Here is a 23136-nt window from a genome sequence, read left to right on the forward strand (position 1 = left end):
GGCGCGACGGCGAGGGGGATGGGCCGCCGCGCCGGAGCCCGTAGCGCGATGCTACCGGTATGGGTGGCGCTGGGCGTACCGGTAGGCCGTGTATCCCGCGATCAGGTGACAGACCCAACCGAGAAGGCCGCCGGTGCCAAGCCACAGTCCCGGCGTGATGATCAGCCAGAAGATGCCCCGGATCCACGTGCCGTTGTAGATCTGGCCAACGCCGGGGATGATCAGGCTGAGCAGCCCGGCCGCGACGGGATCCCGCATCGTAATCCTCCATCTGGTCAGGTGAAAGGAGCGGACGGTTCCGCGCCCTGAGCGCTCTACGGACAGAGTCGGTCGAAGGTTGCATCGTGCATACGGGCGCGAGTGGCACGGACGGCGCAGTAAGCCCGAGCCAATGACCGGATTTGAGCCTCTCACCTGGACGGGACCGATGGACGAGACACCGCGGCAGCCAGAGGAGCAACGAGAGGTGGTCGAGCGACGCGAGACGGTGCACCGCACGACCGGGTCGGGTCCGGCGGCGACCGACCGCGGCCGCAGGTCGAGCGCAGGGATCTGGGTCCTCCTGCTGGCCCTGGTCGTCGCGGCGCTGGCCTGGTACGCCCTCTCCCGCGGCGAACCCGCCGAAGTCGACATGCCCGAAGTCGAAGCCCCGGACGTAGATCTCCCGGAGGACGAACCGAACATCGAGGTGAACGTTGATGATGGCGGGGAAGAGTAGGAGGAGCGCCCCCGCAGCTCGCTTGGGTTTGGGCGCACGACTACGGGGGCGGTAAGCAGGACTGTCTCGCGGTAGGAAGGGCTACGGGATGATAAGCAGGATATGAGGGAACATGACGAAGGGGCCGGCACCCGGTGGTGTCGGCCCCTGAAGCGTCCCGCGGCTGTTGGCGAGCTCAACTCGCCCCGACGAGATCGCGGACGGCCTTGGCCACCAGGCGCACCTTGGCGGCGTCGCGCGCCCCGCCGGCGTCCTGCTCGAGCCGATCGGCCAGCGCCGTCAAAGCCGACTGCCTCGCCTGCCCGCCCGTACTCTCGGCCCGCACCAACTCCTGCCGCGCCGTTTCGATGCGGGAGGCAGCGAGACCATCGTTGCGCTCGAGCTGGTCGAGGTAGGCCCGGGCGAGAGCGAAGCTCGGCGGCCAGACGTACTGCGGCTGCCCCTGCGCGTTCAGGTACTCGAGCCGCACCGTGTTGGCAGCGTCGATCTCGTTCTGCGTCAGGTACTCGCTGGGCACCAGCTCGAAGATGTCGAGTCCGCGCGCGATCTCGGAGCTGACGATGGCGCCATTGTACCAGTAGACCGACCAGGAACCGCCCATCCTCATCCGCTGCGGGTCGATCGGTCCGCGGTCGTGGTAGGCGATCTCCACCGGGTTCTGCGGATCGGTCCAATCGAAGACCGAGATGCCGCCCTGGTACCAGGCCTGGACCATCACGTCGCGTCCGGGAATGGGGATCAGGGACCCGTTGTGGGCGACGCAGTTCTCCTGCACCGTCTGCGGCGCCGGGAGCTTGTAGTAGCTCTGGAACTTCAGCTCGCGATTCTCGATGGTGAAGATGGCGTCCGCGCCCCACTCCTTGGGATCACTCGCGCGGCACTTGGGAGCTCCGCCGCCACCCCATTCGTCGGTGAAGAGGACCTTCGTCCCGTCGTTGTTGAAGGTCGCCGAGTGCCAGTAGGAGAAGTTCGAGTCCGCGACGGCCGTGATCCGAACCGGCTCCACCGGGTTGCTGATGTCGATCAGCAGGCCGTAACCCTCACAGGCGCCGCCAGCCAACCCGATCGCCGGGTACACGGTGATGTCGTGGCACTGCGTGGGGCCGCTTCCCGGTCCCCGCTGCGCCTCGATCATCTGCTGGATCATCGCCGGCAGCCTCGCGCGCAGTGTCGCCGAGTCCGCCGCGGTTGGCTCTCCAGTGCCGCCTCGGGCGGCCACGATCCCCGCCAGCATCTGGGAGAGCGCCTGCGGTGGGACCTCCATGAGCTGCTCACCGACCGCCACCACCCATTCGCCGCGCGCCTGCGCGGCCTCGAGCTCCGCCTGCTCCTCCGGGGCGAGCCCGTGGCTGGGCGGGGCCACCAGGCCGCTGAAGATGCGCGGCGAGCTGACGATTGCCGCCGCACCGGGGTTGGCCAGGGGGACCTTGATCACCTCGATGCGGAAGAGCGCGGTATTCGGATCCTCCTCCGGCGGCGCATCGCTGCACCCGGGCAACTCCTCCGCCGGGCGCACCACCGACGAGCCCGAGATGTAGATGTAGACGTTCTCCGGGTCATCCGGGTCCACCACAACCGTGTGGGTGTGGGAGCCGCGGCACGTCTGCACGTTGCCCACGTTCACCGGATTGCGGATGTCGCTGATGTCGAAGATCCGCAGGCCGCGGAGCCGGTCGGGGCTCGCCGCCGCCTCTACACCCTGCGTTCCGCAATCCAGTCGGCCGCTCAGGCCCTCGCCCGAGACGAACAGCAGGTTCTGGTACACGGAGACGTCGCTCTGCGAGGCAGGGCAGACGAAGCCGGTCACCAGCTGCGGGTTCGCCCGGTCGCTGATGTCCCAGATCTGGAAGCCGTTGTAGTTGCCCTGAAAGACGTAGTTGTCCTTGAAGGCCAGGTCGGAGTTGGTGACGCCCACAAAGTCACGCGGCGGCGGGACGCTCGCCAGCTTGCGAAGATTCCAGATCGCCTCCTCCGCGTCCAACAGCCCCGCTCCCAGGCCGACGCGGGGATCGGACCCGGGCGAGGCGGCGGGCGAAGCTGCCGCCGGCCCGCCCGCGGCGGCGCCCGAGGACGAAGAGGCGCATCCTGCGAGCCCGAGCGCGCCACCGAGCAGCGTCGCCGCCGCCAGCCGCATCCTTCCCGCTCCGCCGGAGCGCACTCGCCGAGCGAGCGCGAGCATTGTTCTCATGATTCGATCGATTCTGGACCCGTGGAATGGAGGGGAGGGCCTACTGCCCGCCCACCGGCTGCGGTAGCTGCGCTAGCATCGATTGCATGCGCGCGACTTCGGTGGTCTGATCTACCTGAACGTCGGACGCGAACTTGAACACCTGCTCGTCCTGTGCGGCCCCGTCCGTTGCGAAGAGCTCCTGCACCATGGTGACCGCGCCCTGGTGGTGTCGGATCATGCCGGTGAGGAAGAGCCGGTCGAACTCGTCCCCGCGTGCCTGCTCGAGCTGCCGGATCTCCTCCGGCGAGAGCATTCCCGGCATCTGCCTCATCGAGTGCTGGGAGTGATCGATCCCGCCATGCGCACCGTGCGCACCTGCCCCCATGGCCACCTCCGGCACGGGCTGCCTGCGATCCTGCAACCAGCGCCGCATGATGGCGATCTCGTCGTTCTGCGCATTGATGATGCGCCCCGCCAGGGTATGGATACGAGGATTCTCCGTGCGCTCCGGCACCATCTCCGACATCTCGATGGCCTGCGCGTGGTGGTGGATCATGTCTGTCATGAAGCGCACGTCCGCCGCGGTGTAGCGGGTCTGCGCGCTGTCCAGACGGGCGTAGTAGAGCTCCTCGTACTCTGCGGTGGAGGAAGGCGCGGTCCCGGTGCTGGGGCCCGCAGGGGTGCGGCTTGCCGCGGCGCACGCGCTCGCCGCCAGCGTCAGCGCCACCAGCAGGACACGCCTCGCGATCTGTGATACGGTCATGCGAACTTTCCGGGACATCGGTGAGGCGACTTCGTACGCCGCGCCCTTGGGCCTGCAATCTGGTGTGCCACAGCGGGTAAGCGCAATGAGAAGGGCCCGGCGGAGGAAGTTACGGGGCAGGCAGCAGCAGTGGGGGGACAGGCTCGGGATCGCACCCGGGCGTTTCCGCCAAGGCCGAGAGCAGACCGCGCTGAACCGGCCCTTGGAGACTGAGGCCCAACGTGCCCGCCAAGTCCCTGCTAAGCACTGGCCGGGGAGAGGGGTACAGGACGGAAGGCAGCTGGCTTCTGCGGGGAGCATGTTCCAGGGCAGCCTCGAGGGGCGGGACGGCGAGTCGAGCCATCGGTGACCCGCCGTCCACCGAAGTTACAGCGGCGCCCCCAAGTAAGCCGCGAGGCGCAGGAGGTCCGCGAACACGCCCCCGGCGGTCACGTCCGGTCCCGCGCCCGGCCCCTGCACGATCAGTGGGTTCTCGTGATACCGCCGCGTCCGGAAGAGGACGATGTTGTCGGTGAGCTGGATGCGCGCAAAGGGGTGATCCTCGGGATAGGTACGCAGGGTCGCGCTGGCTCGCCCCTCCCGGTCCACGGAACCGACGAAGCGGAGCACCTCGCCTCTGGCCTCCGCCTGCCGCCGCAGATCCTCCATGGCGGCGTCCTCGTGGTGCAGGCTCCCCATGAACTCCTCCAGGGTGCCGGCGCGCAGCTCCGCGGGAACCAGGCTCTCCACCCGCACGTCCGCGAGCTCCAGCGGGAGGCCCATCTCGCGCCCGAGAATCGCCACCTTCCGCGCCACGTCCATCCCCGAAAGGTCGTCGCGTGGATCAGGCTCGGTATACCCCTTCGCGCGCGCGTCGAGAACGATCTCCGAGAAGGTCCTCGATCCGTCGAACGCGTTGAAGAGGTAGGAAAGCGTCCCGGAGAAGATCCCCTCGATCTGGAGTACCTCGTCTCCGGTCTGGATCAGGTCGCGCAGGGTCTGGATGATCGGCAGGCCCGCTCCGACGGTCGTCTCGTAGAAATAGCGCGCGCCCGAGCCGCGGCCGGCCTCCCGTAGCTTACGGTAGAAATCCAGCGGAGCGGTGTTGGCTCGCTTGTTGGGCGTGATGATGCTGATCCCGCGGCGCAGCCAATCCACGTAGTTGCTGGCGACCACCTCGCTCGCGGTGCAATCGATCAGGACCGAATGCGGCAGGTGGTCGGAGTGCACGTGGCGCACGAGGCGGTCCGGATCCACTGGCTCGCGCTCCTGCTCGAAGAGCCTCCGCCACCGGGTGAGATCGATCTGCCGATCGTCCAGCAGCATGTATCGCGAGGTCGCAATGGCCCGCACCCGCAGGTCGATGTTGAGCTCCTCCTTCAGCCTTCCCACCTGATCGGCGAGCTGGTCGAGCAGGGTGCTACCGACCACACCCGGGCCGATCACGCCGATCGAGAGCGTCTGCGGCGAGAGGTAGAAGCTCGAATGGACCGCGCGCAGCGCCCGACTCGCCTCCGCCTGGTCGATGACCGCGGAGATATTCCGCTCGGACGAGCCCTGGGCGATCGCGCGGATGTTGATACCGGCTTTGCCCAGCGCGCCGAAGAAGTTGGCCGCCACACCGGGCTGGCCGGTCATGCCGTCGCCGACCGCCGCCAGCACGCAGCAGTCGTTCACCAGCTCGATCTTTTCGATCTGCTTCTGGTGGCGCTCGGCGAAGAACGCGCGCTCGGTAGCCCGGAGCGCCGCCTCGCCATCCTCCGCGGGCACCGCGTAACAGATCGAGTGCTCGGAGCTCGCCTGCGAGATCATGACGACCGAAATCCCCGCCTCACGCAGCGCCCCGAAGAGCCGCTGGGCCGTCCCGGGCACGCCGATCATCCCCGTTCCTTCGACGTTGATCAGCGCGACCGATTCGACGGTGGCAAAGCCCTTTACTGCGAACTCCGAGCTCCCCTGCAGGTGAATGCGCGTCCCGGGGAAGGTCGGGTTGAACGTGTTCCGGATGTAGATGGGGATCGCCCGGTCGACCGCCGGCGCCATCGTATACGGATGGATCACCTTCGCACCGAAGTAGGCGAGCTCCATCGCCTCGTCGTAGGAGAGGGCGGTCAGCAGCACCGCGTCGGGGACCAGCCGCGGATTGGCGCTCATCACGCCGTCCACGTCGGTCCAGATGTGGATCTCCGAGGCTTCGAAGAGGGATCCGAAGATGGCGGCGGAGAAGTCGCTGCCGTTGCGTCCCAGCGTCGTTGGCACCCCGTCGGGGCTCGCGGCCACGTATCCGGTGATCACCAGCGTGGGCGGAAGCGGGCCCCGCTCCTCTATCCAGGCAGCGAGGCGCGCACGGCTCGCCTCCCAGTGGATGGTCGGTCCCGCAGGCCCCCATTCCGATACGAGCACCTCCCGGGCGTCCATCCAGGTCACCGGCTCGCCCCGGGCAAGCAGATGACCGGCGAGTATCTGCGCGGACCAGACTTCGCCGTAGCCGGAGACCAGCTCCACCACGCTGCGCGAGTGCGAGCGCAGGAGCCAGGTCGCGTGGAGGACGTCCGCGATGTCCGTCAGATCACGGTCGAAGCGCTCGAGCAGCGCCTTGGCCTGGTCGAGCGGCATCAGCTCGGAGATGGCAGCCCGGTGCTGCTGGCGGATGACCTCCATCTCCTCGCGATAGTGCGGATCGCGCGCGCCGGCGCGCTCCACCGCACGGATCAGTGTATTGGTTACCCCGCTCATCGCCGAGACCACCACGACCTTGCGCGGCTCGGGACGCTCCGAGAGGACGCGCGCCACGTGACGGTAGCGCTCCGCCGTGGCGAGGCTCGTCCCCCCGAACTTGTGAATGATGACGGGGTCGGATCGGTGAGGCATGGTTGACAACTCGGTTACCGCCAGAGCGCCCGCCGCTCCGACGCTATGAAGCGCCGGAAACTATGATCGGCGGCGGGGTGGGGGAAGATGGCGCGCGCGGGCTAGAGGGAGGAAGGAGGCGGGCAGCAATGAAACGGGCGGCTCGAAGGCCGCCCGCAGCTCCCCGGGTGGAACCTCGATTCGCGCTGATCAGCCCGCGCTCAACCCCAGCTTCTTCAGCGCCTCGGGCGGGCACCCCTGCCACTGGACGGCGGTGTTGCCCATGTACTGCAGATCTTTGATCCCCATTTCGCTCGACCAGAAGCCGGAGGCCACCATGTCGCGGAAGAGGTTGAAGAAGGTGACGCCGTGGCTCATCTCGGGGCGCGCGCGCTCGGGCCAGGCAATGTCGTCGACGATCGCGGTCCGCTCGGCTTCGGACAACTCGACGAACGGACGCTGATAGCGACGGCGCGACTCGGCGTCGAGCCAGGCCAGGCCACCCCGCATGCGCAACGGCAGATTCTCGTCGCGCGTGTCGGTCATCATGAAGTCGATGAACTCCGGCACGCCCGCGTCTGTCGCGCTGCCGGAGCGGTCGTCCGCGGGGATCACCATATCAGCGAGCACCGCCACGGTGACCATCTCGTGGGGGGTGAAGAACCGGGGCTCCTGGCCACGCGTAGCCGCCGCCCGCGCGTGCTCGGGAGGGGTAGGGATGGTAGGCGCAGGCGCGGGTGCGGGCGCCGTTTTCGCGGTCGCAGGAGCGAAGGGCGCCAGCGCGATCAGACCCAAAGCCTCGCGGCGATTCATCGAGCTCATATCTCCCCCGCTTTCCGCATGCGTACGATCTCGTCGCTGGTACGCCAGGCGAGCGCCAGAATCGTCCAGGTCGGGTTCTTGTCGGCCTGGGAGACGAACGGCCCCCCGTCAGCGACGAAGAGGTTGGGTACGTCGTGGGCCTGACAGCTCGAGTTGAGGACCGAGGTGGACGGATCTGACCCCATGCGGGTGCACCCCAGCTCGTGGATGATGCGCCCGCCAGTCGCGATCCCGTAGCCATCCTCGGGCCCGGGCATGTCGCCCCAGGGCTTTCCTCCCATCTCCTCGATCAAAGCCCGGAAGGTCTCCTGCATGTGCTTGGCCTGCTTGTACTCGTAATCGCTCCACTTCCAGTGGAAGCGCAACACCGGGATCCCCCACCTGTCAACCACATTCGGGTCGATCTCGCAATAGGAGTCGTCGTTGGGGACCATCTCGCCCCGGCCGGAGAAGCCGACCGTCGAGCCGTAGTAGCGCCGGTACTGGTCCTTGAGGCCCTTGCCGTAGCCGCCTCCCTCATAGCGCTGAATGCCGCCCATGAACCCGTACGACGGCATCTGCCGTCCCCCCCAGACCTCGATGTGGTAGCCGCGAGGGAAGTCGAGCTTGGAGTTGTCCAGCCACCAGGGCATGTAGATGTGGGCGCCGCCGACGCCGTCCTCGTTGTGCGGCACCTGGTCGACGAGGCTGGGGATGAACCCGGACACGTCCACGCCGACCGTGTCGGTGAGGTACTTTCCGACCGTTCCGCTGGAGTTGGCGAGGCCCTGGGGGAAGAGGCTGGACCGGGAGTTGAGCAGGAGACGCGCCGTCTCGCATGCGCTCGCCGCGAGCACGACGATGCGCGCGGAAACGTGCTTGTCCTCGCCCGTGGTCTTGTCGATGTAGTTCACGCCCGTGACGCGACCGTCCTTCCCGACGGTGACCTCACGGGCCATCGCCTGGGTGATCAGCGTCAGCCGTCCCGTCTCCAGCGCGGGGCGAATCAGGACCCCCGGGCTGGAGAAATTGGAGTTGGTCCTGCACCCGCGGTAGCACTGTCCGCAGTAGTGACAGGGGGCGCGGCCGTTATGCGGCCGCGTGATGATCGACAGGCGCGAAGGAATGCAGGTGATATTGAGCCGGTCGGCTGCCTGCTTCACCAGCTTCTCGTAGCAGCGGGGCTCCGGCGGAGGGAGGAAGATACCGTCCGGGTGGTTGCGAAGCCCCTCGACGCTCCCGAAGATGCCGACCAACCGATCGACCCGGTCGTAGTAGGGGGCCAGGTCGTCATAGCCAATCGGCCAGTCCTCCCCGAGCCCGTCGATCGACTTGCGGCGGAAGTCGTCGGGACCGAAGCGAAGGGAGATGCGGCCCCAGTGGTTGGTGCGCCCGCCCAGCATGCGTCCGCGCCACCAGTCGAAGCGGGTCCCGGGCGCTCGCGTGTACGGCTCGCCCTCGATCTCCCATCCCCCGTCGCAGGCGTCGAACTCGCCAAACTGTCGTTCGCGGGTCGATGCCCCGCGCCGCGGGGACTGGTAGGGCCACTGGAGCATTTTGGCGTCCCGCTCGGGGAACCACTCCCCACCGGCTTCCAGCATGAGGACCCGGGCACCCGCGGTGGTCAGCGCGTACGCAGCCATACCGCCGCCGGCCCCGGATCCCACGATGATCACGTCGTGCGTGTCCTGCGAGGATCTGATCGGCATCGGACTGGTGGAGGATGGGACGGTTGATGGACCGGCTGCTTGTTGACCGTAGCCTCGGCGGCTTACGCCGAACGTCGAGCCGGTCGTGGTCTCGAGCCTCGATGGGTGATCTTGCGCGATGCGCAGACCCGCTCGGGTCTACTCCATGGCAACTGGACGCGCCGGATACGGGTCAGGCAACGGTCACATCGCCCACGGGTGAGTGCAACGTTTCGACCGTCGCGCACTCATTTTCGGGGAAGATAGGGTGAAGCCAATATGAACGCCACGCAAGTCGACGCTGCGCTACGCAGGAGCGGGATCATCGCCATCGTGCGAGGCAACTTTCCGCACGAGACGCTGCTGCGCATCGGGGAGGCGCTGAGGAAGGGCGGGGTGGCGGCGGTGGAGGTGACGCTGAACAGCGCGGGCGCGCTGGCAGGGATCGAGGCCCTCCGCAGGCATTTCGGAGAGGAGCTGCTGGTTGGCGCGGGGACCGTCCGCACGGTCGCCGACGTCGACGCGGCGCTGAGCGCGGGCGCCGCCTTCCTGGTCTCCCCCAACTTCGATCCTGAGAGCGTCGCCCGCTCGCGCCAGGTCGGCGTGGTGCACCTTCCGGGAGTCTTTACCGCTTCCGAGGCCCAGGCGGCCCACGCGGCGGGGTGTCGGCTGGTCAAGCTCTTTCCCGCCGACGCGCTCGGCCCCGTTTATCTGCGCGCGCTGCGGGCTCCGCTGGACGACGTGGGATTCGTGCCCACCGGCGGGATCGACGCGACGAACCTCGCCGAATATGTCAGGGCCGGAGCCGCTGCCTTCGGCGTGGGAGGTGCCCTGGTGCGGAAGGATGAGGATGACATCGAGGCTCTCGCCACACGCGCACGAGCGCTGGTAGGAGCGCTGCGTCGGGCGAGGGAAGCCTATGGTAGCTGATCTGGGTAGTCTTACGTCTGAGCGACGTCGCGAGGCTTACCCCCACCCACCCTTGCGGCCGGCCAACAGGACGCCCGCCGCAAGGGTCGTCCCTACTCTGGTGGAGATTGCGTCGCGCGACAGAGCGGAAGAATGCAGCCGTAATTCGTAATTCGTAATTCGTAGTTCGCGATCCGCTCCGCTACCGATCGCTCCGGCGACGCAGGTGAAGCTGTTCCTGGAAGATCACCGCGAAGGGGATTCCGCTTCCCTTCAACTCGAGCGATACGCGGTCTTCCGCTACCCGAACGACCTCGCCCCGGAACGGCAGCTCCACCCCGCGAGGAAAGCGAATCCGGCCCTCCACGACGTCTCCCACCTCGCCGGGATCGGCTGACGGATGGAAGCTCAGCCCGCGCTCGGAACACTCAATCACCTCCGAGATCGAGGTACCCACTACGACCCTCGGGCGCTCACTCTCGGGAAACGGGATCCGATAGTATTCGCGTCGGTTGTCGAAGGCCACTCGTAACTCCCGTCGCAGGCGTTGGTACACCAGGCGTCGTCGGTCCACGACGCCACCGTCACGATCGCCCCGATATCGCCGGGACACGTCCCCTCAGGGGTACAGAGGTTCGGAAGGCGACGCAGAGGTCGCCACGTTCTCATCGATCCGGAGCGTGCGCCCGCCCCAGGTCCGATCCACGTCCAGCGCTCCCTGCCAGATCCTCACGAAGGGAAGCCCGATCGACCAGGCGGGGCTGTCCAGCGAGAAGTCCCGACCACCGGCTACCCAGAACGGCGGAGTCTCGCTCCGTCCCGCCTCTCGGAACACCGCTTCGGCCAGGGGCCTCAGCTCCACCGCATTCAGATGGTGTGCGTACGTTCCCGGCAGATAGCGCCCGTCCGCGAGCAGTTCGCGCTGCCATCCCGAATAGTACGCACGCATCGAGTCGGGGATCACCCGCATGTTCTCGATGTCCTGATAGATGACGCTGCCGCGGGGAAAGCCTTCCCGTTCCGCGGCGTTCGCCGCGTCCAGCGCGTCCTGGCGCCCCCTTTCTTCCGAGAGTAGTGCACGCGAACAGACGATGGGGCTTCCGGTCACCGCGTCCGACGGAGGGATCCCCTCGAAGGCCTGCTGGCCAACGTACAGGATGGCGATCCCCCAGCCCATACTCAACAGCGTCTGGCGCTTGCCGGACCAGGAGGTCTCCCGATGACACGGAGCCGGCAGGTAGAAGCCGATCCAGTGGTAGGGCGACTCCCTCTTCCAGAGGCGGAGCACCTCGTCACCGGGATAGCGGCTGGTGTCGAATCCCGGCAAAACCCGCTGGGCCGGGCCCGAGGAGCGACCCGCCGAGGCACATCCCGCCAGCACGCAGATCAACGCCAGCACGGTACGGCGCCAACGCGCGGCACAAGCAAATTCGAAGCCCGGCCGAGGCATCCAGCCCGATCTCCTCACAGCCGACCCACCGCTGCCGGAATCTCCGCAAGGCAGAGGGTAGCGTCCGCTCCACGACCGTAGCGGGCCGGCCGCGGGGCCGTGGAAGCTCGGTGTCCGGTGCACATCTCTGCTTCTGCCTCCGTTTGCGGTGAGGTTATCGGGACCGCGGGGATTGCAGGATCGGGTCCACACGTGCCGCGACCGCGCGACCGATCGCCCTTGACGGTTGCCGGCACCATGACCGGCTTCTATGTTGGGCCTCCCGCAGACCCTACCCGACTCACGTTCGTATGAAGCTCCAACACGCCCTCGGTCTGGCGGCCGCTGTCGCGCTCGCGGCCAGCGGTCCCCCCGTGCTTCAGGCACAGGCCCCCGCGACGCTCCCGCTCGACAGCATCGCGCTCAACGACCTCGCCGCCTTCAGCGAGCCACCCGGGAACTGGCGGATCGTCGGCGGCGTCGCCGCCGATCGAGCTCGTAACCTGAGAGTCACGACCTCGCCGGGGAGCGGAGTCGTGGTCAATACCGCAAAGCCAGGCGACGGGGGCGATCTACGCACCACCTGGGAGCACGGAGACATCGACCTCGAGCTCGAGTTCATGGTGCCCCGGGCCTCGAACTCGGGAATCTACTTTCAGGGGCGCTACGAGCTGCAACTGCTCGACAGCTGGGGCGTGGAGCACCCGACCTACGGCGATGTGGGAGGCATTTACGAGCGGTGGGACGAGTCGCGCGGGCCAGGGAACGAAGGGTTCGAGGGTCACGCGCCCCGCTTCAACGCCGCCCGGGCTCCGGGGCTCTGGCAGACGCTCCGCGTCGAGTTCCGCGCACCGCGCTTCGATGCATCGGGGAATAAGATCGAGAACGCCCGCTTCGTGCGGGTGGAGCTGAACGGAGCGGTCATCCACGAGAACGTGGAGCTCAGCGGCCCCACCCGGGGAGCGTTCCTCCCGGGGGAGGCCGCGACCGGGCCGCTCATCATTCAGGGCGATCACGGACCCATCGCCTTCCGGAAGATCCGCTTCAAGCGCTACGGCGCCGAGGCGTTGGAGCTCTCCGGACTGACCTTCAAGGCGTACGATGGGAAATTCCAGAGCCTTCCCGACCTCACCGGCCGCTCTCCCGATCGGAGCGGCGAGTCACCGCGCCTGACGGCGTCGAATGCGGGCGTGGCCGACGCCTTCGCGCTGGTGGAGCAGGGTACCATCGAGGTCCCGGTCGCCGGTCGCTACCTCTTCGATCTCCGCCTCGGATGGATCGATGGCGAGGGGGGCAACGGCACGGAGGGTGGCGCACGGCTTCGGATCGGGGGGCGGGAGGTGCTCGTCCACGACGGAAGGCAACGCTCCGTGACCGCCGAAGCGGACCTCGCCGCGGGTCGGCAGGAGTTCGTGCTCGAGCTCTTCAAGAACCGGGAAGGTCGGCCCGCCAGCGTGGACCTCTTTGCGGAGGGGCCGGGGGTACGCCGGCAAGCGCTCACGAGCGAGACACGCACCCGCCGGGGATCGGCGCAGGGCGCCGTCACCGTCGAGCCGGGTAGGGAGCCATACCTGCTTCGCAGCTTCCTCGAGCACGGCGGCGAGAAGCGCACCCACGTGATCTCGGTGGGGGATCCGTCCGGCGTGCATTACAGCTACGACGCCGAGCTCGGCAACGTCCTGCTGGCGTGGCGCGGCCCCTTCCTGGAGACGAGCCAGATGTGGGTGGAGCGCGGAGAGCCGCAGCTCGCCGTGCCTCTCGGCAGCGTCGTTCGGTTCGCCCTCGGGCCGGCCCTGGCGACGCTGAACGACGAGAACGCTGCGTGGCCGGATTCCATCCCGCCTTCGTTCGGCTTCCGCTTCCTCGGCTATGACCTGGACGAGGGTGGCCTTCCGACCTTCCGCTATCGTGCGGGCGAGGCGACGGTGGAAGATCGGATTCAGCTGCTCGAGGGGCGGCGGGGGCTGGCGCGTTCGATTCGGATCGACGCTCCCGCGGGGGGTGGAGGCCTCTACCTCCGTCTCGCCCGGGGCGAATCGATCGAGCGCACGCGCGACGGGGCCTACATCGTCGACGGCCGATTCTACCTGGTGCCGGGCCGCGGCGCCGAAAGGGCTCGACTGCGTAGCGTCGAGGGCGGCCAGGAACTGATCGTTCCGCTTTCCTTCCGCCGCAATCAATCGACTGCCGAGTACGAGGTGATCTGGTGAGAGCCACGAGCCACATTACCCGAGGGGCGTGCGTCGCCCTCCTGTGCGCCCTCCTAGGGGCGGTGGCGGCCGTTGCCCCCGCGGCGGCCCAGCAGCGCTCCGCCACCTCCTCTCAGGCCGCCGCCGAGGATCGTTACTACCGGCTGATCACGATCCCCATTCCCGAAGGGGTGGTCCTCGAGGTTGGCGGAATGACCAACCTTCCGGGTGGACAGCTGGGGATCGCGACCCGCCGCGGGGACGTCTGGATCGTCGACGATCCCTATATGGAGGCCGGTACGCAGCCGCACTTCTCCCGCTTCGCGCGCGGGCTGCACGAACCCCTCGGCCTCGCCTATCGCGACGGGGCGTTGTACACCGCCCAGCGCGGCGAGCTGACCAGGCTGGTCGACCGCGACGGGGACGGCCGCGCCGACCGCTACGAGACCGTGTACTCCTGGCCGCTGTCAGGCAACTACCACGAATACTCGTACGGGCCGGTCTTCACCCCCGATGGAAACATGCTGGTCACGCTCAACCTGGCCTGGATCGGTTACGGCGCGAGCCTGGCCAAGTGGCGCGGATGGGCCATCGAGATCACGCCGGACGGGCAGATGACGCCGATCGCGACCGGCCTACGATCGCCCGCCGGCTATGGCTATAACCTCGATGGTGAGCTCTTCTACGCAGAAAACCAGGGGGACTGGGTCGGCTCCGGTGGCATCACCCACCTGGAGCGCGGCGACTTCGCCGGCAACCCTGCTGGACTGATCTGGACGAACGAGCCGGAGTCACCGCTGCGCCTGCGGCCGGAGGACGTCCCCGACACGGGCGAGCCCGAGTACGTGGTCGCCCAGCGCGTTCCGGGGCTGAAGCCGCCCGCCGTCTGGTTCCCGCACACCGTGCTGGGGATCTCAACCTCCGACATCCTGGTCGATTCGACGGGTGGCCGGTTCGGTCCATTCGCCGGGCAGCTCTTCGTCGGCGATCAGGGGCACAGCAAGATCATGCGGGTCTTCCTCGAGAAGGTGGACGGCGTCTACCAGGGCGTCGTCTTCCCCTTCCGCGAAGGGTTCTCCTCGGGCGTGCTGCGCATGATCTGGGGCACCGACGCCTCCATGTTCGTCGGGATGACGAACCGCGGCTGGGCCTCCACCGGCAGGGCGCCTTTCGGATTGCAGAGGCTGGTGTGGACCGGTGAGATGCCCTTCGAGGCGCAGAAGGTCGAGGCGCGGCCCGACGGCTTCGAGATCACTTTCACCCGCCCGGTGGACCCGGCCAGCGCCGCAGACCCCACTTCGTACGCGATCCAGAGCTTCACCTACCATTACCATCACACCTACGGATCGCCGCCGATCGACCAGCAGGTGCACCCGGTCACGGCCGTCGAGGTCTCGGAGGATGGACTGCGGGCGCGCCTCCAGGTGGAGGGGCTGAGGCAGGGGTACGCCCACGAGATCCGCATGTCCGGGGTGCGGTCGGCAGAGGGTGAGCCGCTGCTCCACGACACCGGCTACTACACGCTGAACCGGATCCCCGCGGGGGAGCGGATGCGAACCACCTCGACGAGCGAACGGCCCACGGTCGCGGCGGCCGCGAGTCGAAACGAGAGTGGAGGCGGTGGCTCGGTGGCGGGGGCGGTGGCGACCGGAGCCAAGCGGCAGACGACCATTCCGGTCGGGTGGAACGGCTCAGTCGACCGTACCGTGACGATCCGGACGGTACCCGGGATGCGGTTCGACCTGGCCGAGGTGACGGTGCAGCCCGGCGAGCGAATTCGCCTGGTGCTGGAGAACCCGGACGACATGCTGCACAACCTTCTCGTAGTCGCCCCGGGCGCGGCAGATCGAGTGGTGGAGGCGGCAATGAACCTGGGCCTCTCAGGTCAGACGCAGCATTACGTCCCCGACTCGCAGGACGTCCTGTTCCACACCGCTCTGCTCCAGCCCGGCACCCAGGAGGCGATCTACTTCCAGGCCCCCTCGGAGCCGGGTGAGTACCCGTACGTCTGCACCTTCCCCGGGCACGGAATCACGATGCGAGGCGTGTTGCGCGTGGAGGAGTAAGCCGGGGAATGGCCCCCTCCCGATCCCTTACTGCGGGGGCCTACCCCCCTGCGCGCTGTCCGACACCCCCGCCTCCGGCAAGGGCGGCGCGACCGAATCGGGCCGCACGTACACCTGCGCCCACCGGCTCAGCACCGCCCGATTCTCCTCGGACAGACGCCGGCGCTCCCACCAACCGGCCCCGCGCACCGCGACGACCACGTCGGGGGCCGAGGCGAGCCGCATCAGCAGCGAATCGGGCGCGGGGTAGCGTGCCTGCTCGCGCACGGTCGGATCGACCCGCGCCCAGAAGGTGGTGGTCGAGTCGCGCGTGAGGCGCACGGTGTCCCGCCCCAGCACGACCTCGAGCGATTCTCCGTTCTGCACGCGTAGCCCCTCGGCGCGCACCTCTACCAGCAGCGCATACTCGAAGGGCTCCTCCGGCCGCTCGAGGCGCTCGGCGTTGAGCTCGATGGCGCCGATACCGGTGGGCGGCGTGGGAAGAACGTTCCCGCGCAGCCTCGTGGCGGTCACCCCCTGGAAGTCGGGGCCGCGCACGTCCACGCGGGTGGGGACCGCGCAGGCGGCAGCCCCCACCGCCAGCAACAGACCGAGCGGCCTCAAACCCAACTGCCTCACGCTTGCTCCCCCAATCCCTCCCAGAGGCCGAGCAGGTAGGTGGCGCCCAACGCGCGATCGTACAGCCCGTAACCCGGGCGGCCGGTCTCTCCCCAGATCATCCGCCCGTGGTCCGGGCGCATCGGTCCGTCGAATCCCACCTCGCGTAGCGCTTTCAGCACCTCGCGCATGTCCACGCTGCCGTACTGGGAGGGATGCGGGCTCTCGTGGAACTGCTTCTCCCCGGTACGCAGCACGTTGCGGCAGTGGACGAAGTTGATACGCCCACGACCACCGATGTCGCGGATCATGGCGGGGAGATCGTTGTCCGGCCGGGGCCCGAGCGACCCGGTGCAGAAGGTGACTCCGTTGGAAGGGCTGTCCACCAGCCCGACCAGACGCTGCAGCGCGGGCCCGTCGGTGATGATCCGGGGCAGGCCGAAGATCGACCAGGGCGGATCGTCGGGGTGGATCGCCATCTTCACCCCGTACTCCTCGGCCACCGGGACCACCCGCTCGAGGAAATAGGCGAGGTTCTCCCACAGGCGCTCCTCGTCCACCTGCCGATAGGCCTCCAGCAGCTCCGCGAGCTCTCGCGCATCGTACGCGGTGGCCCAGCCGGGGAGGTCACCCGTCCCCTTGGAAAGGTCGATCCGCTGCAGATCCTGGTGGTCGTAGGCGAGGGCGGTGGATCCGTCCTCCAGCCGCAGCTCGAGCGAGGTGCGAGTCCAGTCGAAGATCGGCATGAAGTTGTAGCAGAGCACGCCGATCCCCAGTTCGCCCATGTTCCGGATGCTCTCGCAGTAGTTGTCGATCCAGCGATCTCGCGTGGAGAGCCCGAGCTTGATCTCCTCGTGCACCGGAATGCTCTCCACCACGGAGAGCTGCAATCCCGCCGCCCCGATCTGCTCCTGCAGGCGGGCGAGGGAGGACTGCGGCCAGACCTCGCCTACCGGTACGTCGTAGAGCGCCGTCACGATCCCGGATACCCCGGGGATCTGGCGAATATGCTGCAGCGGTATGGCGTCGTCGACGCCATACCAGCGGAAGGTCATGTACATGTAGAGCGTTCTCGTCTGGTGCGGTCTCCTCGGCTCAGGAGCTCTGGTTGTCGAGCAGGCGGGCCATCGCGTGGAACTCGTTCGCGAGGGCCGGATAGAGCGCGCGATAGCGCTCGTAGAAGCGGGCGTAGGTGGCCACGTCGGCCCCCGGGTGGATGTGCTCCACTTCCCGGACCGCGCGATCGCTGGCTGCCTCGACCGAATCGAACACCCCGGCGCCGACACCTCCGAGCAGGGCGGCACCGTACGCCGCACCCTCCGTCGCATCCGTCGTTGCCAGCTCGGCGTCGAGCACGTCGGCCAGGATCTGGCGCCAGAGTGTGCTGCGCGCGCCGCCGCCCGCGATGCGCACGCGTCCCACACTGAGGCCAAGCGGCTTCATCAACTCGACGGAATCCTTAAGACCGAAGACCACGCCCTCCATGACCGCCCGGGTCAGGTGGCCGCGGCCGTGGCGCAGGGAGAGCCCCACGAATGCGCCGCGTGCGTCGGGGTCCGGGTGCGGCGTACGCTCCCCGCTCAGGTAGGGGAGGAAGAGGAGCCCCTCGGAGCCGGCGGGGACACTGCGCGCCTCGTCCACCAACGAATCGAAGGACGGGCTCTCTTCGTTCTCGCCCGTGATCGCGTCGCGATACCAGCGCAGACTGCCCGCCGCCGACAGCATCACCCCCATGAGGTGCCACTGACCGGGGACCGCGTGACAGAAGGCGTGCAGCCGCCCCGCGGGTTCCGGCTGGTAGCTCTCGAGCGGCGCGAACACCACGCCGCTGGTGCCCAGCGACGCGGAGATGATGCCAGACCGGATGATCCCCGTGCCCACCGCGGCCGCAGCGTTGTCGCCGGCGCCGCTGACCACCGGAGTGCCCGCGAGCAGGCCCGTCGCCCGCGCCCCCTCGGCGCTCACACGGGCGCTCACCTCGGGCGACTCAGTCACCTCCGGCACCCACGAGCGGGGGATCTCCAACGCCTCCAGGATCTCATCTGACCAGGTCCGCCGGCCAACATCGAACACGGATGTTCCCGAAGCGTCCGACACGTCACAGACAAGGGCGCCGGTGAGCCGATAGCGCACGTAGTCCTTGGGCAGCAGGAAGCTGGCAACCCGCGCGTAGACCTGCGGCTCGTTCTCCTTTACCCAGACGATCTTGGGCGCGGTGAAGCCGGGGAGCACCGGGTTGCCCGTGATCTGCAGCACGCGCTCGGGACCGACCCGCTCGGTGATCGAGGCGCACTGCGCCGCCGTGCGCTGATCGTTCCAGAGGATGGCCGGGCGGAGGACTTCACCGGCCTGGTCCAGCAGCACGAGCCCGTGCATCTGGCCGGTGAGGCCGATTCCGACCACGTCCGCGGGCTGGACGCCGGCGGCTTCGAGTACCGCCCGGATACTGGCGGTGGAGGCGGTCCACCAGTCGACGGGGTCCTGCTCCGACCACGCGGGCCGCGGCGTGTACAGAGGGTGCGAATTGGTGGCGGATTGCACCACCCGCCCCTCTTCGTCGATCAACAGTGCCTTGCTGCCGGTGGTGCTGACATCGAGACCGAGGAGATAGCTGGGCACGGGTCCAGTGCGGGTTCGGGTGACACAGGCAGGTAAGCAACGGAGGATCCCGACAGGGTCGGAGATCCTCCGCGACAGCACGATGCTCAATCCTTCATGCGCGACCAGGCAGGGTTCACCGAAGCGGGCTCAGCCTCGGTGCGAGCTCCGCCCCGGCGCGCGAGGCATGTTCCCGTTCGGGTCAGACCGGCGACTGGGAACGCGCCTCTCTTACCGGCCGCTGAGCGGCGGAAGCGGCGCCAGCCGGTCCGGGTGCGGAGCACGGGCGCGGATGAGATAGGCCTCCAGCCACCCGCGGTTCTCCGCCGGGTTCTCGATGGAATGGAGGATCGCCTCGTGATCCAGCTCGTTGATGCGGTCGTTCGCCGCGCGCAGCGCGTCCATCGAATTCTTCAGCGCGACATCCACCGGCATGCGCTCCGGGTTGATGTCGATGCCAAAGTAGCCCTGGTAGCCGTACATCTTCAGCGTGTACAGGCCCGCTTCCATCTGCTCCGGGGCGATCACGCCGACGTTGAGGTCCTGGTCGTAGTTGCCGAGCGGCTGGCTGTTCCAGTGCGTATGGGCGAGCCGGCCCTCGGAGAGCGGCCAGGAGAGGGCGTACGGCAGGTCCTCGTAGCCCATGATCACGTGGCCGATCTCGGGGTTCATCGCAAAGAGCGCGTGCCCCTCGTCCAGGATCCTGCGGTTTTCGGGGTTCCGCAGCATGCCCTCGACCTGGTGCCCGAGCAGCACGCCTTCCGGCGTCAGCCCGTAGAGGATCCGCCCGCGCGGCTCGTACGGCTTGGGCTCGAAGGCGATACGCACGCCCGGCACCTCGTCCATCGCCTCCGCCAGCCCCTCGGCGAAGCGCTGCCTCATCCCGACGAAATCCACCCCGAAGCAGTTCTCGTAGCCGTCGATCCCCGGCCACACGACCGCGAAATCGGTGTCCAGCTCCCGGTTCAGACGCAGTGCGGCCTTGGTGCGGTCGAGCGCCTTGCGACGATGCTTCTCGATCGGGTTCGAGAGCGAGCCCCACTCGAAGTCCTCATCCCAGAAGAGGAGGGGGATGACGGTGACCAGTCGGATCCCCGTGTCGCGGGAAAAGGCCTTCCAGACCTCGAGGTTGTCCTCGTTGATCTCGTTCGGGTAGTGGGCTTCCAGCCCGACGAGGCCGTACTCCTTGAGCCCCGCGGCGATCTCCAGTCGCTGCTCCAGCGCTAGCTCAGCCTTGTACTTGTCGTGGAAGCGGCTGTTGGGCGGGGAAAAGAACCAGATCCCGGCCGTGAACCGCAGGTCGAGCTCGAACGTTGACAGGTGACGGATGAGCTCGTCCTTGGAACGGCGGGTGGCCTGGGACCGCAGGTCTTGGAAAGCCATGTACGTTCAATCTCCTCGGGTGAGTGGGAACACCTGCGTGCTGCTAGACGATTTCGGGCGCCGCAAAGAGCGGCGCTACCACCAGTGCCGCGGCTCCTCGCAGGCGGGGGTGGAGCCGGGCGTCTTCCGTCACGATTGCGGTCTCGGCGGCCGCTGCGGTGAGCGTCCGGGCGCGCGTCGCAGCACGCACCCGCCGCTCGATCAGATCCCACCCGAGGGTGATCTCACCGCCGATGACGATCCGGGCCGGGTTCAGGGCATTGATGATACCCGCCAGACCCACCCCGAGGTAGTGCGCCGTGTCTGCCAGCGCCCTCGCGGCAGCCTCGTCCCCGTCGCGCGCGCGGGCGACCAGGTCCACCACCGTCACACCTCGCTGCCGCAGCTTCTCCGGCGCCTCCGGGTCGGCGAGGTCGAGCCCGAAGTAGCGCGCGAGAGTGGCTACGTTCGAGGTATATGCCTCCCAGCACCCGCGCAACCCGCACAAGCAGGGAGGCCCCTCGGGGTGCAGCGCGATGTGGCCGAACTCCCCAGCGGTGTCACCATGCCCGCGAACGACCTGGCCCCGCACCACGATGCCGGCGCCCACTCCATCCGACACCGTGACGTATACGAAATCGTCGCTCCCTTCGCCTCCGCCCGGATTGAGCCAGACCTGGGCGAGCGCGCACGCGATGGGAGCGTTCTCGAGGTAGACCGGGAGCGCGGTTGCGGCGCGGAGCGCCGGGAGCAGATCGACGTCCCGCCAACCAAGCTGCGGCGCGTTCAGCACCCGACCGCTGGAGCGATCCACCATCCCGGGCACGACCACGCCGATCCCTTCGCACCGTGCCACAGCGTGGCGCCTCAAAACCGCCTCTCCCCGACCGGCAATTTCCGCCACCAGCCGATCGGGATCGAAAGGGGTAGGGAAGCTCTCGATCGCGACCTCCCGGCCGGCGAAATCCGCCAACATCAAATACGTCCGGCTGAAGCGTACGTCAACCGCGAGAAGATGGCGATCGTGCGTGCGCAGATAGAGGGGCTTGGGCCGCCGGCCGCGCGGGGAGTCGGCGCTCTCTCCCTCGTAGATCTCGCCAGCGGCGAGCAGCTCGTCGACCAGCGAGGTCACCATGCCGCGACCCACCCCCATGCGGCGCGCCACCTCGGCCCGCGAGATGGGCTGATGCTCGCGCACGAGGTTCAGCACGATCTGCCGATTGATCCGGCGCGGAGTGGCGCGCGTGGCGCGCTGAAAGTTCCGCGTGTCGATCTTTTTCATTCCGCCGTTTCCTCCCTGCGCCGGCTGCTTCCGGAGGATCACTCGCAGAGGCTTTGTTCGCCAGGCGGGCAAATTCGTCTTCACTTCCCAGGGGGGCAAGGGCGAAGAGGTGAGGCGGCCGTGGGGCGGCGTTGCGTGGACGCTACTCCTGGCTTACTCTTTCCGCCCAATTGTCATTGTGGCGAACAATTCTCCGAGCCGCGCCCGTTCGGGTGCCCGCCCGGATCCCACTCGCGCCCACCGCTCGCCATGCAATCACCGGTACTCGACTCCGTCCGGACCGCCGACGACGGCGTCCTGAGGCTCGACGACGACCGCTTCTTCGATCCGGACCCAACGATCCGCGGCATCGCCCGCGAGCTGTACGCGGAGACGCGCGACCTCCCCATCGTGGGTCCGCACGGACACGTCGACCCCTCGCTGCTGGCGGAGAACCGGCCTTTCCCCGAGCCGACGGCGCTGATCCTGATCCCGGATCACTACATCTTCCGGATGCTCTATTCGCAGGGAATCCGGCTGGAGTCGCTGGGAATCCCCGCGCGCGACGGGACCATGGTCGAGACGGATCCCCGCAAGATCTGGCAGATCTTCGGCGAGCACTGGTACCTGTTCCGAGGAACCCCGACCGGCGCGTGGCTGGATCACGAGTTCCACGAAGTCTTCGGCATCCGGCGCAAGCTGAACGGCCAGACGGCGCAGCAGATCTATGACGAGATCGCGGAGAAGCTGCGCACTCCTGAGTTCCTCCCGCGCGCGCTCTTCGAGCGCTTCAACATCGAGGTGCTCTGCACCACCGACGCGGCCACCGATACCCTCGAGCACCACCAGGCCATCCGGGATTCGGGCTGGGGTGGCCGGGTGATTCCGTGCTTCCGGCCGGACGCGGTTCTTCGGATCTCGCTGCCCGGCTGGCGGGCGGAGATAGAGAAGCTATCGGAGGTCTGCGGATACGAAGTAGCGGATTATCGCTCGTTCATCCGGGCACTCGAGGATCGGCGGACCTACTTCCGGTCGCTGGGCGCCACCGCCACCGATCATGCGGTCCTGGAGCCGTACACGGAGCGTCTTCCGGACGCGGAGGCGGATACCCTCTTCCAACGTGCCCTGCGCGGCCAGGCGACGGAGGAGGATCAGCGGCGCTTCGAAGCGCACATGCTCATGGAGATGGCCCGGATGTCCACCGAGGATGGCATGGTGATGCAGATCCACGCGGGCTCACTCCGTGACCACAACCAGGCGATCTTCGAGCGCTTCGGGCAGGACAAGGGAGCCGACATCCCGATTCGCACCGAGTACACCCGTAACCTGCGGGCGCTGCTCAACGCCTACGGGAACGACCCGAATTTCCGGCTCGTGCTATTCACCCTGGACGAATCCACCTACTCGCGCGAACTGGCGCCGCTCGCGGGGCATTATCCGGCGGTGCGCCTGGGCCCGGCCTGGTGGTTCCACGACTCCATCGAGGGGATGACCCGGTACCGTCAGCTCACGACGGAGACGGCCGGTATCTACAACACCGCCGGGTTCAACGACGATACCCGCGCCTTCTGCTCGATCCCCGCGCGTCACGATCTCTCGCGGAGAGTGGACGCCAACTTCCTGGCGGGGCTGGTCGCGCGGCACATCGTCGACATGAGCGACGCTCGCGAAATGGCCCGCGCCCTGGCCTACGATCTCGCGAAGGAAACGTATCGGCTCGCGTAGGGTTCTCATCTGATAGGGGCGCCGCATACCA

At 67.9% G+C, this 23136-nt stretch carries 18 protein-coding genes; 5 read left to right on the forward strand and 13 right to left on the reverse strand.

Annotated features, from left to right (window positions below):
* Positions 1–51: 51 nt before the first annotated feature.
* Complete coding sequence (locus tag VF167_07230; protein HEX6925206.1) at positions 52–258, reverse strand: hypothetical protein; 207 nt, start codon at positions 256–258, stop codon at positions 52–54.
* 169 nt (positions 259–427) lie between these two features.
* On the opposite strand from VF167_07230, the gene VF167_07235 reads away from it, so the two are divergent.
* Entirely contained in the window at positions 428–718 is a 291-nt protein-coding gene (locus tag VF167_07235) for a hypothetical protein (protein ID HEX6925207.1), read from the forward strand.
* Between the two features lie 175 nt (positions 719–893).
* Here VF167_07235 and VF167_07240 read toward each other — a convergent pair whose 3' ends face one another.
* The 5 genes from VF167_07240 to VF167_07260 form a co-directional block, all read right to left on the reverse strand.
* Positions 894–2906 carry a hypothetical protein gene (locus VF167_07240; GenBank protein ID HEX6925208.1) on the reverse strand — a complete coding sequence of 671 codons (2013 nt, stop codon included), beginning with the start codon at positions 2904–2906 and terminating at the stop codon, positions 894–896.
* 40 nt (positions 2907–2946) lie between these two features.
* Entirely contained in the window at positions 2947–3651 is a 705-nt protein-coding gene (locus VF167_07245) for a DUF305 domain-containing protein (protein ID HEX6925209.1), read from the reverse strand.
* Positions 3652–4017: 366 nt separating this feature from the next.
* On the reverse strand, positions 4018–6501 hold the full coding sequence (gene thrA / locus VF167_07250) for a bifunctional aspartate kinase/homoserine dehydrogenase I (GenBank protein HEX6925210.1): 2484 nt from the start codon (positions 6499–6501) through the stop codon (positions 4018–4020).
* A 189-nt stretch (positions 6502–6690) separates the two neighbouring features.
* On the reverse strand, positions 6691–7293 hold the full coding sequence (locus VF167_07255; GenBank protein ID HEX6925211.1) for a gluconate 2-dehydrogenase subunit 3 family protein: 603 nt from the start codon (positions 7291–7293) through the stop codon (positions 6691–6693).
* A gap of 5 nt (positions 7294–7298) precedes the next feature.
* Positions 7299–8990, reverse strand: coding sequence for a GMC family oxidoreductase (locus VF167_07260; protein ID HEX6925212.1), 1692 nt, complete (start codon positions 8988–8990; stop codon positions 7299–7301).
* Positions 8991–9248: 258 nt separating this feature from the next.
* Here VF167_07260 and VF167_07265 point away from each other — a divergent pair, with 258 nt between their 5' ends.
* Positions 9249–9899, forward strand: coding sequence for a bifunctional 4-hydroxy-2-oxoglutarate aldolase/2-dehydro-3-deoxy-phosphogluconate aldolase (locus VF167_07265; protein HEX6925213.1), 651 nt, complete (start codon positions 9249–9251; stop codon positions 9897–9899).
* Positions 9900–10080: 181 nt separating this feature from the next.
* Here VF167_07265 and VF167_07270 read toward each other — a convergent pair whose 3' ends face one another.
* Both VF167_07270 and VF167_07275 read right to left on the reverse strand, forming a co-directional pair.
* Complete coding sequence (locus VF167_07270) at positions 10081–10491, reverse strand: PilZ domain-containing protein (GenBank protein ID HEX6925214.1); 411 nt, start codon at positions 10489–10491, stop codon at positions 10081–10083.
* 6 nt (positions 10492–10497) lie between these two features.
* A complete protein-coding gene (locus tag VF167_07275; GenBank protein HEX6925215.1) occupies positions 10498–11277 on the reverse strand; it encodes a glycoside hydrolase domain-containing protein in 780 nt (259 codons plus the stop codon).
* A 341-nt stretch (positions 11278–11618) separates the two neighbouring features.
* Here VF167_07275 and VF167_07280 point away from each other — a divergent pair, with 341 nt between their 5' ends.
* Positions 11619–13517 (forward strand): DUF1080 domain-containing protein, encoded by a 1899-nt coding sequence (locus VF167_07280; GenBank protein HEX6925216.1) that lies wholly within the window; start codon positions 11619–11621, stop codon positions 13515–13517.
* On the forward strand, positions 13514–15562 hold the full coding sequence (locus VF167_07285; GenBank protein HEX6925217.1) for a plastocyanin/azurin family copper-binding protein: 2049 nt from the start codon (positions 13514–13516) through the stop codon (positions 15560–15562). The genes VF167_07280 and VF167_07285 overlap by 4 nt, the downstream gene beginning before the upstream one ends.
* A gap of 27 nt (positions 15563–15589) precedes the next feature.
* Here VF167_07285 and VF167_07290 read toward each other — a convergent pair whose 3' ends face one another.
* From VF167_07290 to VF167_07310, 5 genes are all read right to left on the reverse strand, one after another.
* The gene (locus VF167_07290) at positions 15590–16180 is read right to left on the reverse strand and encodes a hypothetical protein (protein HEX6925218.1); all 591 of its coding nucleotides are present in this window, start codon (positions 16178–16180) and stop codon (positions 15590–15592) included.
* Positions 16177–17220, reverse strand: coding sequence for a mannonate dehydratase (gene uxuA / locus VF167_07295; protein HEX6925219.1), 1044 nt, complete (start codon positions 17218–17220; stop codon positions 16177–16179). The genes VF167_07290 and uxuA overlap by 4 nt, the downstream gene beginning before the upstream one ends.
* Before the next feature lie 34 nt (positions 17221–17254).
* Entirely contained in the window at positions 17255–18778 is a 1524-nt protein-coding gene (xylB, locus tag VF167_07300) for a xylulokinase (protein HEX6925220.1), read from the reverse strand.
* 210 nt (positions 18779–18988) lie between these two features.
* Positions 18989–20140, reverse strand: coding sequence for a TIM barrel protein (locus VF167_07305; protein ID HEX6925221.1), 1152 nt, complete (start codon positions 20138–20140; stop codon positions 18989–18991).
* Positions 20141–20183: 43 nt separating this feature from the next.
* Positions 20184–21401 carry an ROK family transcriptional regulator gene (locus VF167_07310; GenBank protein ID HEX6925222.1) on the reverse strand — a complete coding sequence of 406 codons (1218 nt, stop codon included), beginning with the start codon at positions 21399–21401 and terminating at the stop codon, positions 20184–20186.
* Positions 21402–21650: 249 nt separating this feature from the next.
* Here VF167_07310 and uxaC point away from each other — a divergent pair, with 249 nt between their 5' ends.
* Complete coding sequence (gene uxaC, locus VF167_07315) at positions 21651–23105, forward strand: glucuronate isomerase (protein ID HEX6925223.1); 1455 nt, start codon at positions 21651–21653, stop codon at positions 23103–23105.
* Positions 23106–23136: the final 31 nt, after the last annotated feature.

The organism is Longimicrobiaceae bacterium (assembly GCA_036375715.1).
Classification (GTDB): domain Bacteria; phylum Gemmatimonadota; class Gemmatimonadetes; order Longimicrobiales; family Longimicrobiaceae; genus DASVBS01.

Coding starts and splice junctions, on each gene's coding strand:
- VF167_07265 (HEX6925213.1), top strand. CDS start 9,249: ATGAACGCCACGCAAGTCGACGCTGCGCTACGCAGGAGCGGGATCATC.
- VF167_07305 (HEX6925221.1), bottom strand. CDS start 20,140: ATGGCTTTCCAAGACCTGCGGTCCCAGGCCACCCGCCGTTCCAAGGAC.
- VF167_07310 (HEX6925222.1), bottom strand. CDS start 21,401: ATGAAAAAGATCGACACGCGGAACTTTCAGCGCGCCACGCGCGCCACT.
- uxaC (HEX6925223.1), top strand. CDS start 21,651: ATGCAATCACCGGTACTCGACTCCGTCCGGACCGCCGACGACGGCGTC.
- VF167_07280 (HEX6925216.1), top strand. CDS start 11,619: ATGAAGCTCCAACACGCCCTCGGTCTGGCGGCCGCTGTCGCGCTCGCG.
- VF167_07230 (HEX6925206.1), bottom strand. CDS start 258: ATGCGGGATCCCGTCGCGGCCGGGCTGCTCAGCCTGATCATCCCCGGC.
- thrA (HEX6925210.1), bottom strand. CDS start 6,501: ATGCCTCACCGATCCGACCCCGTCATCATTCACAAGTTCGGGGGGACG.
- uxuA (HEX6925219.1), bottom strand. CDS start 17,220: ATGTACATGACCTTCCGCTGGTATGGCGTCGACGACGCCATACCGCTG.
- VF167_07255 (HEX6925211.1), bottom strand. CDS start 7,293: ATGAATCGCCGCGAGGCTTTGGGTCTGATCGCGCTGGCGCCCTTCGCT.
- VF167_07240 (HEX6925208.1), bottom strand. CDS start 2,906: ATGAGAACAATGCTCGCGCTCGCTCGGCGAGTGCGCTCCGGCGGAGCG.
- VF167_07235 (HEX6925207.1), top strand. CDS start 428: ATGGACGAGACACCGCGGCAGCCAGAGGAGCAACGAGAGGTGGTCGAG.
- VF167_07260 (HEX6925212.1), bottom strand. CDS start 8,990: ATGCCGATCAGATCCTCGCAGGACACGCACGACGTGATCATCGTGGGA.
- VF167_07245 (HEX6925209.1), bottom strand. CDS start 3,651: ATGACCGTATCACAGATCGCGAGGCGTGTCCTGCTGGTGGCGCTGACG.